A 14,440-nucleotide genomic window follows, 5' to 3' on the forward strand; every position below is an offset into this window, starting at 1 on the left:
CGCACGGCTAGCCCCCGAACCGGTCGACGAAAGGCCCCGATGCACCAAACGGAACCACAGACCCCGCGCTCCACCGGCCCGGCCACCCAAGCTGGGGCATCGCGCCCACCGGCCGGCGGTACCCAGCGCATCGTCAAGATTCGCCGCGACTACAACGCGTGGGTGGGCGACGAAACGCTCGAGGACTACGCGCTGCGCTTCACGCCGCGCACGTTCCGGCGCTGGTCCGAATTCCGCGTCGCCAACACGGCGATGGGCGCGGTGTCGTTCCTCGTGCTGGAGGCGATCGGCGGCGCGCTGGTGGTCAACTACGGGTTCACCAATGCGGTCTACGCGATCCTCGCCGTCTCGGTCCTGATCTTTTTGACCGGCATCCCGATCAGCTACTACGCGGCACGCTTCGGCGTCGACATGGACCTGCTCACGCGCGGCGCGGGCTTCGGCTATATGGGCTCGACGCTGACCTCGCTGATCTACGCGATCTTCACCTTCGTGTTCTTCGCGCTCGAAGCGGCCATCATGTCGCTCGCGCTGGAGCTGTATCTGAAGATCCCGCTATCGGTCGCCTACATCATCAGCGCGCTGGTGATCATTCCCGTGGTCACTTTCGGCATCACCTTCATCAATCGCCTGCAGGGCTGGACCCAGCCGTTGTGGCTCGTGCTGCTAGTCGTGCCGTACGCCGTGGTGCTGTGGCGCGAGCCGCACGTGCTGGCTGAGTGGGTCACCTTCGGCGGCCTGTCGGGCGATGGCCACGAGTTCAACCTGGTCGCCTTCGGAGCCGGCTGCACGGTGGTGTTTTCGCTGATCGTGCAGATCGGCGAACAGGTCGACTACCTGCGTTTCCTGCCGCCGCGCACGCACGCCAACCGGATTCGCTGGTGGGTCGCGCTGATCTCGGCGGGCCCCGGCTGGATCGTGCCGGGTGCGATGAAGATGCTCGGCGGCGCGTTCCTCGCCTTCCTCGCGATCCAGCACGAGATCGATCCGGTCAAGGCCGTCGAGCCGACCCAGATGTATCTGGTGGCCTATCACTACGTATTCCGCTCGCCCGAAGGCGCGCTCGCCGCGATGACGCTGTTCGTGATCGTGTCGCAGTTGAAGATCAACGTCACCAACGCGTACGCCGGCTCGCTCGCGTGGTCGAATTTCTTCGCGCGGCTCACGCACAGCCACCCGGGCCGCGTGGTCTGGCTCGTGTTCAACGTGCTGATCGCACTGCTGCTGGTCGAAATGGGCGTGTTTGAGGCCATCAGCAAAGTGCTCGCGCTGTATGCGAATGTGGCGATTGCCTGGATCGGCGCGGTGGTCGGCGACCTCGTGATCAACAAGCCGCTCGGCTATAGCCCGCGCTATGTGGAATTCAAGCGGGCGCATCTTTACGATGTCAATCCCGTTGGCGTGGGCGCCATGCTGATCGCCTCGGCGATCGCCGGACTCTCCCATGCGGGTCTGTTCGGCGCGAGCGCCGAAGCGCTGTCGTCGTTTATCGCGCTGCTGGTGGCGTTTGTCTGTGCGCCCTTGCTCGCCATCGCCACGCGTGGGCGGTTCTATCTGGCCCGCGACGGTCACGACCTCGAACACGGCGCGGTGTTGCGCTGCGTGATCTGCGAAAACACCTTCGAGCGCGAAGACATGGCGCACTGTCCGGCCTACGCCGGTTCGATCTGCTCGCTGTGCTGCTCGCTCGACTCGCGCTGCAACGACTCCTGCAAGCCGCACGCGCGGCTGCCCGCCCAGTTCGGCCAGTCGATGCGTACGCTGTTTCCGCGCCTCAAACTGGGGCCGGCCGGTCTGCGGCTCGCGCAGTACGCCGGTCTGCTGATCGTCGTGCTGGCGCTGCTCGGCGGCGTGCTGGCCGCACAGTGGTACCAGAGCGTGCGGACCCTGCCCGAGCTCGACACCACGGTTCACGACGTGCTGCTGCAGGGCTATCTGAAGGCGTTTTTTGCGCTGGCGCTGGTGGGCTGCATCGCCGCCTGGTGGCTGGTGCTCGCCAATGAAAACCGCAAGGTCACCCAGGAAGAATCGCAGCGGCAGGCGGAGTTGCTGATGCAGGAAATCGAGGCCCACCGCAAGACCGACGCGGCACTCCAGGCCGCGAGCGCCGCCGCCGAATCCGCGAACCGTGCGAAGAGCCGCTATGTGACGGGCCTGAGCCATGAACTACGCACGCCGCTCAACAGTATCCTCGGCTACGCTCAACTACTGCTGCAGGGCACCGACGAACTGCCGCCGGCCCGGCGCAATGCCGTGGCGACCATCTATCGCAGCGGCGAACATCTGCTGGCGCTTGTCGACGGGCTGCTCGACGTGGCCCGCATCGAGGCGGGCAAACTGCAGTTGAACGTGACGGAGAATTCACTGCCGGAGTTCGTCGCGCAGTTGTCTGCGATGCTCGAACCGCAGGCCACGGACAAGGGACTGCAGTTCGATTTCCAGACCAGCGGCCGCATCCCGGACGTGGTGCGCATCGACGAAAAGCGGGTCCGGCAGATTCTCATCAACCTGATCGGCAACGCAATCCGCTTCACCTCGCGCGGCTCGGTCAAGGTGCGCGCCGGTTATGCCTGGGAGACCGTCACGTTTGAGATCGCCGACACCGGTCCCGGCATCCCGGCCGCGGAACTGGAGCGCCTGTTCCTGCCATTCGAGCGGGGCGCCGCCGCGCGCGAGCACGACCATGGCGCCGGACTCGGCCTGACGATCTGCCGTCTGCTGACGGAACTGATGGGCGGCAATCTGGAGGTGCAGAGCGAGGTCGGCAAAGGCACGCGCTTTATCGTCAAGCTGTTCGCTCCCGAGGTGCGTGCGCCGCAGGTGCTGGCGAGCAGCCCGCGTCATCTGAAGGGCTATAGCGGCGCGCGCCGCACCGTGCTGGTGGTGGACGATCTCGCGGAGCAGCGGCGCATCGTCACGCAGACGCTCGCTCCGCTTGGCTTCACGGTGATCGAAGCCGCCAGCGGACCGGAGGCGCTGCAATGGCTCGGCACCGCCGCGGCCGATCTCATCGTGATGGACGTTTCCATGCCGGCCATGGACGGCTTCGAGGCGAGCCGGCTGATTCGCGACAACCAGTTGTCGGGCGCGCCGATCCTGATCCTCTCGGCCAACGCCTTCGCCGACGATCGCGACAAAGGCGCTGCGGCCGGTTGCGACGACTATCTGGCCAAACCGCTGCATATCCCACTGCTGCTCGACAAAATGGCGGCCCTGTTGCAACTGCACTGGATTGCCGAGACTATCGACCCGGCGCCCCCCGCAACCGGCGCCCCCTTGAGCGACGTGCCCGCAAAGCTGCCCGCCAGCTTGAAAGAGAAATTGCACGCCCAACTGGAAATGGGCTACGTGCAAGGCTTCATCGAACAACTGGACGCCGCCGAACACGGCGCGCCCGAACTCGCTACGCTGCTCGAACCGCTGCGTAGCCTCGCGAGCCGTTTCCGGCTGACTGAACTCGCGCAATTGCTCGCGCCTACCCAGCAGGTCAATCCCGATGCATGACGAATCCCTGCTTCTGCCTCCCGAGACACAACCGGAGTTGCCCGACGGCAAGCCGGTGGTGCTGATCGTCGACGATACGCCGGATAATCTCGCGCTGCTGTCGGACACGCTGCAGGCGGCCGGCTACGCCGTGCTGGTTGCGCTCGACGGACAATCCGCGCTGCAGCGTCTCGCGCGCATCACGCCCGACGCCGTGCTGCTCGACGCGCTGATGCCGGGTATGGACGGCTTCGAAACCTGCCTGCATATCAAGGCCGATCCGCGCAATCGCCATCTGCCGGTCATCTTCATGACCGCGTTGACGGACAGCGAGCATGTCGTACAAGGCTTCCGGGTGGGCGGCATCGACTATGTGACGAAGCCGGTGAAACCGAACGAGGTCAGCGCGCGCATTGCCGCGCACGTGCAGCGTTCGCGCCTGCAGCGCCAGGCCGACATGGTGCTCGAGATCGGCATGCGCGCCGCCCTCATCGCCGCGGCGAGCGGCGAGATCCAATGGCAGAGCGACCTCGCCCGCCAACGGCTCGCGCGCTACGCGGCGGGCGATGCGCATGGCGTGGCGAACGCGGACCGTGCGGACCGTGCGGATGATATGGATGGTGTAGGCGGTGTGGACGGTGCGATTGGCGCGCGCGGCGTGACGGGCGACACCCCTTGCTTGCCGGGTCCGCCGAGCGATTCCGGCTCACGCCTGCCGGCCGTGCTGGCTCAGTGGCTCACGCGCTGGATCGAAGCCGGCTGCGATCTGCAAACCGCGTTCGAGACGGCTGCGGGCGGCGTGCGCCGGGTCGCGCGCGTGCTGGGCCGTGCCACGCGCGGCGACTGGGTGATCCTGCTGGAAGAGTTCGACGATGCCGCGCATACCACGGCGCTCGCGGCGCAATTCGGCCTGACGGCGCGCGAAGCGGAAGTCCTGCTGTGGCTATCGCGCGGCAAAACCAACCGCGATATCGGCGATATCCTGGGGATGGCGCCGCGCACCGTCAACAAGCACCTGGAACATGTGTTCGGCAAGCTGCATGTCGAGACGCGCGCGGCGGCCGCCGCCATCGCAGCAAAGGCGAGTACGCGGTACTGAAGGGACTCGCTCTCTGCAAGCCGCCTGGCTTACTGCGACTCTTCCGCCCACACGGCATTGTCACGCGCCATCAAGGCGGTGGCCGCTGCCGGACCGAAGGTGCCGGCGGAATAGCTGCGCGGCCGTTCGCCCGATTTCGCCCAGCCGTCCAGAATCGGCTCCGCCCACGCCCATGCCGCTTCGAGTTCGTCGCGGCGCATGAAGTGCGTGAGACGTCCGCGAACCACGTCGATCAACAGACGCTCATACGCTTCCGCACGGCGCTCGGTGAAGGCCTGCTGCAGGTCGAGGTTCAGGTTCACCGGCAGCATGTGCATGCCGCTGCCCGGTTCCTTGGCGAGCATCTGCAACTGGATCGATTCTTCCGGCTGCAACTGGATCACGAGGCGGTTGCCGTAGTGATGCGGGCCGCTCGGAATGATCGAGAACGGCAGTTCGGAGAATTCGATGACGATCTCCGACACCTTCTTCTGCATGCGCTTGCCGGTGCGCAGGTAGAACGGCACGTTGGCCCAGCGCCAGTTGTTGATCTGCGCACGCAGCGCAACGAAGGTTTCGGCACGGCTGTTGGCCGGCACATTGTCTTCCTCGAGGTAGCCCTTGACCGCCTCGCCGTCCACCGCGCCGGCGGTGTACTGGCCGCGCACCGTGTCGCGCGCGATGTCTTCGGGCGTCATCGGACGCAGCGAGCGCAGCACCTTGAGCTTTTCGTCGCGCACCGCATCCGGGTCGAGCGATACCGGCGGCTCCATCGCCACGATGCACAGCAATTGCAGCAGGTGGTTCTGCACCATGTCGCGCAACGCGCCGGTCTTATCGTAGAAGCCCGCGCGAGTGCCCACGCCGACCGTCTCGGCCACCGTGATCTGCACGCTCTTGATATACGGCGCCTGCCACAGCGGCCCGAAGATCGCATTGCCGAAGCGCAGCACCATCAGGTTTTGCACCGTTTCCTTGCCGAGGTAGTGGTCGATGCGGTAGATCTGCGCTTCGCTGAAGTGCTGGCCGACGGCCGTGTTGATCTCCTGCGCCGAAGCCAGATCGTGACCGAGCGGCTTTTCCAGCACCACGCGCGCATGCTCGTCGATCAGGCCCGCGGCCGAGAGGTTGTCGCAGATGTTGGTGAACAGATCGGGCGAGGTGGCGAGATAGAACACGCGCCGCGCGTCGGGGCGCGACACTTCCTTCAGACGCTGATAATCTTCCGCCGAATCGACGTCCATACGCACGTACTCGAACATCGCGAGGAATTTGTCCCAGGCGGCGGCATCGAACGCTTTCTTTTCGATGAAGGGCTTCGCCTTCAATTCCATGAATTCGTTAATGTATTCGTCACGCGACCACGGCTTGCGGCCGATCGTGAGAATGCGGGTCTCCGGCGGCAGATTGCAGTGCAGATGCGCCATGTAAAGCGCGGGCAGCAGCTTGCGGAACGAGAGATCGCCGGTGCCGCCGAAGATGATCATATCGAGCGGCAGGTCTGGGGTGGCAGATGCGTGTTGGGTAATCATAGCGCGATGTCACCGTCGTAAAAGGCGTCGCGAAAGGCAACGCGAAAGGGCAAAAATGCCGTTGCCGACATTTTCTGACAAACGCCTATGGTGCAACGTTTTCGGATTGTTTGCACGCCGCACGCGGCCGACGGTGTAGAAAAACTACAGGTTCAGGCGCGTTGCAATGCCGCACGCGCGACCCGGCACGCGCCCAGATCCCACGCCGCGCAACCGACGCTCTTGAATAGCACGGGCGTGCTGGCCGCAAGCAGTGGCGCACGTCCCTCCAGCACCGTGGCGATGCCGGTGACGCCCGTCCAGTCCACGCCCGCCTGGATGAAATCGCCGGCTTCGTGTTGCGCGCCGGCCAGATCGTCGACGTAGAGCGCGCTGCCGTGCACGGTGCGCGCGCCGATTTCCAGCATGGCCGGCGTGAACGCCCCGACGCCGATCACCAGCCGCTCCGCGCGCGGCGCTTCGTCGTAGACCGCCTGCTTGCTGGTGGTGAGGGCGATCACGACATCGACCGCATCCGGCACCTGGGCGCTAGCGAGCGGCCGCAGGTTGCGCGCCTTGTCGCGCTGCGCGGCGCAAAACGCTTCGGCCTTCGCCGGCGCGCTGCCCTTGACCCATACGACGGCATCAGGGAACAGTTCGCCGATCGCCTCGGCATGGTTCGCCGCCTGCGTGCCGGTGCCGATCAGCAGAAACTCGCGCGCGGCCGGCCGGCCGGACGCGCCGCCTTTGAAGGTCTGCACGCCGAGCATCGACATCGCGGCGGTGCGCCGGCCGGTGACGGTCGGGCCGTCGAGGATGAACAGCGTCTCGCCGGTGTCCGCGTCGAACGCCATGACCTTGCCGTGGATCGTGGGCAGGCCGCGCGGACCGTTGGACGGACAGACGTTGACCAGCTTGTGGATGCCGAGGTCCGGCGCGGTGGCCGGCATCGACAGCATGATGCCGCCTTCGTTGAGCGGCACGACGAGGCGCTCCGGGCTCAGGATGCGCTGCTGGGCGTAATCGACGGACGCCGTTTTCAGGGCCTCCACGAGCGCCGCATAGGGTGTGAGCCGCGCGCTGGCGGCGGCGTCGAACATCTGCGTGGCCGGGTGTGTCATAAGCGGGTTTTCTCCATCGGCGTGCGCCGCCTAGCGCACGAGAAAGCCATACGTTAGCGGATCGCGTTCGTCGACAATCCAGTTCGCGAAGCCGCAGATATGCGCATCGCCCGCGATTTCGGGAATCACCGCATCGAAGCGCTCGAGCTTCGTCTCGGACAGCACCCGGCCGCGAAAAATCGTGCCGATCACCGATTCGTTGACGAGCGTCTCGTCGCGTCCCAGCTCGCCGCGCAGATACAGTTGCGCGACCCGTCCCGCGGTGCCCGAGCCGGTCGGCGAACGGTCCACCTCGCGATCGGCGAACACGCAGCAATTGGCCTGCGTCGAGCCTGGGTGACGCGGCGCGTTATCGATGATCGTGCCGTAAATATGGTTGATTTCGGGGATGTGCGGATGGACCACCTTGAACGCTTCATTGGCCGCGCGCTTCACTTCGGCGCCGAACTGGATCAGGCGATCCACCTCCGCTTCGCGCACGTTCAGATCGAACGGCTTGCCGGACGTGTAGAAATAAAACGCGCCGCCGAAGACGATATCGCCCTTCACCTCGCCGAAGCTCGGCGTGCTCACCGTGACGTCGCGCTGCCAGATGAACGAAGGCACGTTGACGAAGCGCACGCTGCCTACGTGATCGCCGTCCCACTTGACGAAGGCTTCGATGAAGCCGCACGGCGCGTCGATACCCACGCGCGTCTCCGGCTCGGTGCGCTCGACCCAGCCCAGCGACACGGCAGCGGTGGCGAGCGCGATCACGCCGTGGCCGCAATGGTCGCTGTAGCCTTCGTTGTGCACGAAGATGATGCCGAAGTCGGCGCCTTCGCTGACCGGCTCGGTCAGGTAGCCGCCGTACATGTCCGCATGGCCGCGCGGTTCGAGCATCAGCGCGCGGCGCAGGTGATCCTGATGTTCCTTGAGCCACGTGCGGCGCTCGACGATGGTCTTGCCTTGAAACTTCGGCAGCCCGCTCGTGACGAGCCGGAACGACTCGCCGCCGGTGTGCACTTCAACCGTGCTGATGACGCGATTCAATTTCATGATGCGTGGCCACCCTCTTCCGCTTGCGGCCCGCCGGCCGAAAATACCTTCCTGCACCGCATTCCGAAGTCTCCATCCTGTTCTATACTGGATCAAAATGTAGACCAGCTTTGGTTTCACATCAACCAATTTCAAAATTATTGCGGCAATCTGGTTCGAATTTGGATCAGCCCGCCCTCGCTATGGAAAGCACCTTTCGCCCCAAGCAGATTTACGAGCAGGTCTCCGAACGCATCCGCACCGAGATCCGCAGCGGGCAGTTCGCAGCGGATTCGCGTCTGCCCTCGGAGCGTGAATTGGCCGCGCGTTTTGGCGTGGGCCGCCCGGCGGTGCGCGAGGCGATCGGCGCGCTGCAGAACGAAGGGCTCGTAATCACGCGCCGCAACTCGGGTACTTATGTCTGCGCGGATGCCTTGCAGCGTCTCGCGGCGGCGCCGCTGCAACCGGCGTCGTTGGCCGATCCCGACTTCAGCCCGACCTCGACGCTCGACGTGCGCCTGATCCTCGAACCGGCCATCGCCCGGCGCGCGGCGGCGCACGGCCAGCGCGACGAACTGGCGGAGCACTATCTCGCGCAGATGGATTCGATCGTCGACTTGACCGACCCCGAGCAGCGGGTGCTATGGAACAACAGCGACCGCCTGTTTCACCGGCAACTGGCGGTGATGAGCGGCGACGCGTTGCTGGTGAAGATCGCCGACGAAGTGGCGAAGACCATGGACCAGCCGCTCTGGAAGCGGCTCAAGGACGACGGCATTTACGATACCGGCCGGATTCGCCTCTACGTGTCCGAGCACCGGCTGATCTACGAGGCAATCGTAGGCGGCGACGCGGATGCGGCGGCGTTCTACGTCGAGCAGCACATCATGCGCGTGCGGCGCGACATCGCGCCGAAGTGAGGGGAACGCGCGGCGACCAGGATCCGCCGCCGCGTCCCGAGCCGCGGCGCGCCGGCCTACTGCGCCGAGCCCTTGTTCGCGTCCGGGGCGTTGCCGGAAGAATGGCCGCCGTGTTTGAACATCGCCTGGCAGCCGGGGCTCAGTTCGCTCACGTGCTGCTTCATGCAGGCCGTGATCTTGTCCTTGTTGGGAATTTCCGCGCTGCAAAAATGGATCGCATCGCCACGGCAGGCCTTCTTCTGTTCATCGGGAGTGGCCGCCTGCGCCTCACTGACCGTGAGCAGCGCCAACAGCAATGCAAGTGCGCTAGCGGCATTCAGGGCGGGGTATCGGTTCATACGGGCTCCGGGTTGGCAAGTGGATCGAAGGCCGATACAGGGCATGGCAACCATACCGCCGGACTACGCCGCGCCGACGTGAAAGAATTTTTGCTGCACCGCACACTGCGATTTTTGACACACCTACAATGGAAAACACTTAGGCATTTACCCTTATTCACCCATTGAGCAGGTGCCGCGATGTCCAGCCAATCCGTGTCGTCCCGCGTCGTTCCCGTCACCGCCGGCGTGAAGGGTTCATCGTTGCGCGCAACGATAAGCCGCCTCGCCCGCCTCGTGTGGCGTTCCTACGAGCGTCATAGCCTGTATCAGGTGATGCTGGCGGCCGGTCACGACGAAGCACTGCCGGACACCCTCGTCCACGATCCCCGTCAAACCGGCCAGCACTGATCAGCAGCGGATTGCCCCGCTGCCCATCTGCCGCTCAGCAGAATTCGGACCCGGCAGACCGGCGCGACCGTCGCAGCGTTCAGCCGGCCGGACGGCCGCCAGGACGAGTCAGCGTCAAACCGCGGCCGGCATAAAAGCGCGCGACGGTCGAGAAAGGCATGTAGACGTCGCTCTGGTACGGCGCGATACCGGACGGATTGTGAAACCAGACGCCGTCGGCATCGCGCCCGTGCAGCAGGATCAGATGACCGCCGCGCTGCGCGTTCGGCGCGTCCGGGCGGCGGATTTCCGGGCTCACCGAAATGATCGCCAGCGTCTCGCTATCGATGCGCGCGGCGATCTCCTCAAGCGTTGCCTCGGGCAACACCTCCACCTGCAGACCAAAGGCCTGCTCGGTCCAACTGGCGAACGGCCGGTAAATCAGGCCGTCGACGCCCCCGTCTTCGCGCATCCGGTACACCTCATGGCGTAGCGCTTCGTCGAGCAGCGCGGCGCGCGGCGCATGCGCGATGCCCCAGAAGTCCAACGCGGATTCGAGACAGGTCAACCCGCACAGACGTTGCGCCCAGAAACGGTAACGCGCCTGCTCGGTGAAGCCGCTGCGTTGCCAGGCCGGGTCGTCGCACGGGTCGGCGTCCTCTTCGACGATCGGCTGTACCCATTCGGGGCTGCCCCATTGCGAGTAGTACGGCACACCGGTATGGCGAATCGCGGTCTTGTCTTTCATGGATGAGATAGGAGTGGTTGGAGCGTCATGGCAGACGAAACTCTGCCAGATCAACCGGGGACTTGTCTCGTCGAATCGCGCAAGCGCGTTCACAGTTCAGGCCGCATCCAACGAAAGACCACAATGGATCACATTTCATTACATGTCGGCGGGGGTTTCCTCGGTAAAATACGCCACGCGCATCGGCCATAACCCGGGCGCGGCATCGGCCCGGGGTACACCGATCAGGCAGACCCGCGACATCCTCGCGGTGGCGCCACAAAAGCAGCAACACCAGGTTTTTTTGCTGTACATTTGCTCTCCCATGCGTGGCCGGTCGGCTCGCAAAGAAGGCGGTGCGACCCATCGCCAGCCAGTCTTTTCGCGTCCTTCACCCGATACCATTTAAAAAGACGGACCTCCACGCAGCATGGCCAACGAAGCAACCTCACCTGACTCCATCGCAGTCGCGGAACGCGTGCGCGAGTTGATGAGCCGTCACGGCATCGGTAAGCGGCAACAGACCACGGAGCTGTGCCGCATTCTCGATCTGAGTTTTTCTCAAGGGCACCGCAAGCTGCGCGGCAACAGCCCATGGACGCTGTCGCAGATCAAGCGTGTAGCCGAGGTGTTCGGCGAACCGGCCGCGCAACTGTTCGGCGCGCAATCGCTCGACCCCGGCATGGTCGGCGCCATCGCTCAGGAAGCGGTGTTCTCGGTCGGCGGCGTCGAACTCGCGTGCACCGCCTGGGTGGGCGCGGCGCTCGAACCCGGCAGCCGCCCCGAATTCGTGGCCTATTCGAAGCTGGGACAATGGCGCGTCACGCGTCACGATGGCGCGCTGTATCAAAGCGCATTCGAAGTTCACAAGATCGAAATCTATCCGCGCCGCTCGGAGGCCGACAAGCCGCTGATCGCGGTGGTCGACGACGACCAGGCCTCCGCCGACAACCTGCGCGACTATCTCGAGCGCAGCGGCTTTGCCTCAGTCGCGATCTACGGCCTCGGCGCATTCGTCGAACAGTTGCAGACGCAGGTGTTCGACGGCGTCGTAATCGACTGGCTGTTCGGCAATCAGACCTCCGCGGCGGCGATTCGCGCCGTGCGCGCATCGGAGAACCCCGAGGCGCCGGTGTTCGTGCTGACCGGCGAGCTGCTGACCGGCAAGGCGAGCGAGTCGGAGATCAGCGAGATCATTCGCAACTACAACGTGGCCTGCTATGAAAAGCCGGCGCGTATGGCGATTCTCGTTGCGGATCTGTCCAAGCGTCTGAATCGGGCCTGAGCGGGACTGATGCGGGGCTGATGCGCTTCAAACCAGACTGCGCGCCGCCAGTGCGCGCTGCAACGCTGCGCGCAAATGCTCGTAGTGCACCGGCTTCACCAGATACTCGAAGAAGGGTGCGGTGTCGGTCGGCGGCGCTTCCGGCGCATAGGCGCTGATTGCAATCACCGGTGCGCCTGCGGACGGTCCGCTGCGCGCGGTGAATTCGGCGAAGAAGGTGTAGCCGTCCTGATCCGGCATATGCAGGTCGAGCAACAGCACGTCGCAACGGCGCGCGTCGAGCCATGCAAGCGCATCCTTGGCATTGGCGACTGCGGTCGCCTCATAGCCCATATGCGTGATCATTTCCAGCAGCGACTCGCGAATCAGGCCGTTATCGTCGACGATCAGCACCTGCGAGCGGCCGCCTTCCTGGGCGCTCGCAGCCTTCGCATCCGGCAGCTTGACAGGCTCGACCGGTCCCACCGGAATCGTCACGTTGAAGATGGTGCCTTCGCCCACCTTGCTTTCCACCGCGACGCTGCCGCCGAACAGTTTCAACAGACCCTGAACGATCGCGAGGCCCATGCCCGCCCCCTCGAAACGCCGCGTGCGCGAGCCGTCGAGCTGGGTAAATTCCTTGAACATCAACGGCAGTTGCTTGGGCGGCACACCCGGCCCGGTGTCGCTGACCTCGATGGTCAGCACCGCCAGCCGCTGCACGAGGCGCACCCGCACCGAGCCCTTCTCGGTATAGCGGATCGCGTTCGTCACGAGGTTGCTGACGATCTGGCGGATACGGTGCGGATCGGAGTCCACCGGCCCGGTCAGCCCGCTCGCTTCGCTGGCGAGCGTCAGCCCGCGCGCGAGCGCGGCCGGCGTGTGTTCGTCGACGATCGAAGCCAGCAGTTCGCGCGGCTCGAATTGCTCGTAGCGCAACTCGAGCTTGCCGGCGCCGAGCCGCGCGTAATCGGTGAGGTCGCGCATCTGCGCTTCCAGATGCCGTGCCGCGCTTTCGAGCCGCTGGATCACCTTGCGGTCCGCTTCGGATTGGAAATTGAAGCCGAGCAGTTCGATCGACGAGACGATCGCATGCAGCGGCGTGCGCAACTCGTGGCTGATCATGCCGAGAAAGGCGTCCTTCGCCAGACTCGCCTCACGCGCGGCGCGGGTGGCCTGGTGCTCGGCTTCGAGCGCGGCGCGTTGCTGGCGGATCAGGCGGCTGCGGCGGCGGCCGTTCACCACCAGCAGCAGCGTGGCCGCGGCGGAGAGCAGCACCAGCATGATGCCGGCGGCGAACAGCATGCGCCGCTTGTCGATGAAGTCGCGGCTCAGCGCTTCGCGGTCGGCGACGTCGGCGAAGCGCCGGGTCAAGGCCAGATCGTTGACCTCCTGCCAGTGCGCGCGCAGCGCCGCGACGATGCGGTCGGCCTGACCGGGATCCTGCGGCAGCGCGGCGAGATTGGGTTCGAGCTGGTCCAGCGTGTCTTCGAGCGAGCGGATCTCGCTGTCCTGGCGCTGCAGCAAGGCGATCTGGCCAACCAGCATGCGCGTCGAGCCGGCCATCACATGCAGCTTTGACTGCAGCACTTCGTAGCGCAACTGCAGGCGCGGGTAATCGACGTCCGTGCCGCTGCGGTACAGCAGCAACTGGTTTTCGAGCCGCGCGTAGGCAATCTGCAATTGCGCGGCGTCCCAGTAGAAGCCGTCGTACGTGCCCGTCAACAACTGCGTGGAGCGCGGGTTGAGCAGGTTGGCATACATCAGGTAGCCGATCGCCCCGACCGGTGCGGCGAGCGCGGTGACCCACACCGCCGCCAGCAGCCAGCGGCGTAGCCGATGCGGCATTACTTGACGATCAGGTCCTTGATTTGCCATACAAATTTCGAGTCCGCGGCAGATCCGGAGAGTTCCGTTGGGAACGCGTCGCGCGGATAGATGAGAAACAGCGGTCCGAAGTCGCTGACCTTTAAACGCTTGCCGTTCATGCTATATGCAACGATCACGCCGTAGCGATCGCTGTCCGATAGCGGGATCGTTTCCGTGTAGTCGTCGAGCGTATGCACTTCAATCTGGCTGCCATGCGCGCCGACCAGCTTCAGGATATCCGCGAGCGATGGGCCTGTGAAGGTCGTACGCGGCGTCCACGTCGTCGACGTGGTGATGGAATGAACCGGCAGCGCAAGAAGCTGCGCTTCCGTCAGGTGATAAACCGTGTGGGAGGGATCGTTGGTTGCGGCAATCTTGCCCCCGACGTCGAGCGACAGCGCGGCAGCTTGCGCGAACCCGGCTCCTGCTGTTCCCAGCGCCCCTAGTGCGACGGCGAGACACAAGATCCGGCGCGCGCCTTTCCTGATGGTGTGCATGTAACTGGCCTTCTTTTCATCTGTTTTGTTGTTTAGCCGTGACCCGCTTGCCCGCAACCGACCCGTTTCCTCCAGACGACCCGCAGGTATCCGGAAGCATCGCAGACCCGATCCCGACGTGCTCTCCGCCATCCATGCCCTCGTGGGGCTGAACGGCCAAACCGGACGCATCATATCGCCAAACCGGGGTGCATCAAAAAGCGCCGCCGGTGTGGTTCTGGTGGCCGTGGCCGTGCAGCCGGCCAC

At 64.9% G+C, this 14,440-nt stretch carries 12 protein-coding genes; 5 read left to right on the forward strand and 7 right to left on the reverse strand.

The genetic code is table 11. The features are described 5' to 3' along the window. The first annotated feature begins 39 nt into the window (after window positions 1–39). Both BUS12_RS11000 and BUS12_RS11005 read left to right on the forward strand, forming a co-directional pair. On the forward strand, window positions 40–3,504 hold the full coding sequence (locus BUS12_RS11000; protein WP_253190053.1) for an ATP-binding protein: 3,465 nt from the start codon (window positions 40–42) through the stop codon (window positions 3,502–3,504). Next, the gene (locus tag BUS12_RS11005; protein WP_083640341.1) at window positions 3,497–4,582 is read left to right on the forward strand and encodes a response regulator transcription factor; all 1,086 of its coding nucleotides are present in this window, start codon (window positions 3,497–3,499) and stop codon (window positions 4,580–4,582) included. Before BUS12_RS11000 ends, BUS12_RS11005 begins: the two co-directional genes overlap by 8 nt. A gap of 29 nt (window positions 4,583–4,611) precedes the next feature. Here the strand turns inward: BUS12_RS11005 and zwf are convergent, their stop codons facing one another. From zwf to lhpH, 3 genes are all read right to left on the reverse strand, one after another. Beyond that, the gene (gene zwf / locus BUS12_RS11010; RefSeq protein ID WP_074295725.1) at window positions 4,612–6,093 is read right to left on the reverse strand and encodes a glucose-6-phosphate dehydrogenase; all 1,482 of its coding nucleotides are present in this window, start codon (window positions 6,091–6,093) and stop codon (window positions 4,612–4,614) included. A 152-nt stretch (window positions 6,094–6,245) separates the two neighbouring features. Beyond that, window positions 6,246–7,193 (reverse strand): bifunctional Delta(1)-pyrroline-2-carboxylate/Delta(1)-piperideine-2-carboxylate reductase, encoded by a 948-nt coding sequence (lhpI, locus tag BUS12_RS11015; protein WP_074295726.1) that lies wholly within the window; start codon window positions 7,191–7,193, stop codon window positions 6,246–6,248. A gap of 30 nt (window positions 7,194–7,223) precedes the next feature. Next, window positions 7,224–8,231 carry a trans-3-hydroxy-L-proline dehydratase gene (gene lhpH / locus BUS12_RS11020; RefSeq protein ID WP_074295727.1) on the reverse strand — a complete coding sequence of 336 codons (1,008 nt, stop codon included), beginning with the start codon at window positions 8,229–8,231 and terminating at the stop codon, window positions 7,224–7,226. A 182-nt stretch (window positions 8,232–8,413) separates the two neighbouring features. Here lhpH and BUS12_RS11025 point away from each other — a divergent pair, with 182 nt between their 5' ends. Then, window positions 8,414–9,130: a FadR/GntR family transcriptional regulator gene (locus BUS12_RS11025; RefSeq protein WP_074295728.1), complete on the forward strand. Its 717-nt coding sequence runs from the start codon at window positions 8,414–8,416 to the stop codon at window positions 9,128–9,130. Between the two features lie 56 nt (window positions 9,131–9,186). Here the strand turns inward: BUS12_RS11025 and BUS12_RS11030 are convergent, their stop codons facing one another. Further along, window positions 9,187–9,468, reverse strand: coding sequence for a hypothetical protein (locus BUS12_RS11030; protein ID WP_074295729.1), 282 nt, complete (start codon window positions 9,466–9,468; stop codon window positions 9,187–9,189). A 180-nt stretch (window positions 9,469–9,648) separates the two neighbouring features. On the opposite strand from BUS12_RS11030, the gene BUS12_RS11035 reads away from it, so the two are divergent. After that, window positions 9,649–9,858, forward strand: coding sequence for a hypothetical protein (locus BUS12_RS11035; protein WP_074295730.1), 210 nt, complete (start codon window positions 9,649–9,651; stop codon window positions 9,856–9,858). A 79-nt stretch (window positions 9,859–9,937) separates the two neighbouring features. On the opposite strand, the gene BUS12_RS11040 is transcribed toward BUS12_RS11035, so the two are convergent. After that, complete coding sequence (locus BUS12_RS11040) at window positions 9,938–10,585, reverse strand: C39 family peptidase (protein ID WP_074295731.1); 648 nt, start codon at window positions 10,583–10,585, stop codon at window positions 9,938–9,940. Between the two features lie 409 nt (window positions 10,586–10,994). On the opposite strand from BUS12_RS11040, the gene BUS12_RS11045 reads away from it, so the two are divergent. Beyond that, window positions 10,995–11,849, forward strand: coding sequence for a helix-turn-helix domain-containing protein (locus BUS12_RS11045; protein ID WP_074295732.1), 855 nt, complete (start codon window positions 10,995–10,997; stop codon window positions 11,847–11,849). Window positions 11,850–11,876: 27 nt separating this feature from the next. On the opposite strand, the gene BUS12_RS11050 is transcribed toward BUS12_RS11045, so the two are convergent. Beyond that, the gene (locus BUS12_RS11050) at window positions 11,877–13,706 is read right to left on the reverse strand and encodes an ATP-binding response regulator (RefSeq protein WP_074295733.1); all 1,830 of its coding nucleotides are present in this window, start codon (window positions 13,704–13,706) and stop codon (window positions 11,877–11,879) included. Further along, a complete protein-coding gene (locus BUS12_RS11055; protein WP_074295734.1) occupies window positions 13,676–14,194 on the reverse strand; it encodes a putative pterin-binding protein in 519 nt (172 codons plus the stop codon). Before BUS12_RS11055 ends, BUS12_RS11050 begins: the two co-directional genes overlap by 31 nt. Between the last annotated feature and the right edge of the window lie 246 nt (window positions 14,195–14,440).

The sequence above is a fragment of the Paraburkholderia phenazinium genome, from assembly GCF_900142845.1.
Classification (GTDB): domain Bacteria; phylum Pseudomonadota; class Gammaproteobacteria; order Burkholderiales; family Burkholderiaceae; genus Paraburkholderia; species Paraburkholderia phenazinium_A.

Bases quoted from the DNA above. Each gene is read 5' to 3' on its own strand.
- BUS12_RS11000 (WP_253190053.1), top strand. From the start codon at position 40: ATGCACCAAACGGAACCACAGACCCCGCGCTCCACCGGCCCGGCCACC.
- BUS12_RS11005 (WP_083640341.1), top strand. From the start codon at position 3,497: ATGCATGACGAATCCCTGCTTCTGCCTCCCGAGACACAACCGGAGTTG.
- zwf (WP_074295725.1), bottom strand. From the start codon at position 6,093: ATGATTACCCAACACGCATCTGCCACCCCAGACCTGCCGCTCGATATG.
- lhpI (WP_074295726.1), bottom strand. From the start codon at position 7,193: ATGACACACCCGGCCACGCAGATGTTCGACGCCGCCGCCAGCGCGCGG.
- lhpH (WP_074295727.1), bottom strand. From the start codon at position 8,231: ATGAAATTGAATCGCGTCATCAGCACGGTTGAAGTGCACACCGGCGGC.
- BUS12_RS11025 (WP_074295728.1), top strand. From the start codon at position 8,414: ATGGAAAGCACCTTTCGCCCCAAGCAGATTTACGAGCAGGTCTCCGAA.
- BUS12_RS11030 (WP_074295729.1), bottom strand. From the start codon at position 9,468: ATGAACCGATACCCCGCCCTGAATGCCGCTAGCGCACTTGCATTGCTG.
- BUS12_RS11035 (WP_074295730.1), top strand. From the start codon at position 9,649: ATGTCCAGCCAATCCGTGTCGTCCCGCGTCGTTCCCGTCACCGCCGGC.
- BUS12_RS11040 (WP_074295731.1), bottom strand. From the start codon at position 10,585: ATGAAAGACAAGACCGCGATTCGCCATACCGGTGTGCCGTACTACTCG.
- BUS12_RS11045 (WP_074295732.1), top strand. From the start codon at position 10,995: ATGGCCAACGAAGCAACCTCACCTGACTCCATCGCAGTCGCGGAACGC.
- BUS12_RS11050 (WP_074295733.1), bottom strand. From the start codon at position 13,706: ATGGCAAATCAAGGACCTGATCGTCAAGTAATGCCGCATCGGCTACGC.
- BUS12_RS11055 (WP_074295734.1), bottom strand. From the start codon at position 14,194: ATGCACACCATCAGGAAAGGCGCGCGCCGGATCTTGTGTCTCGCCGTC.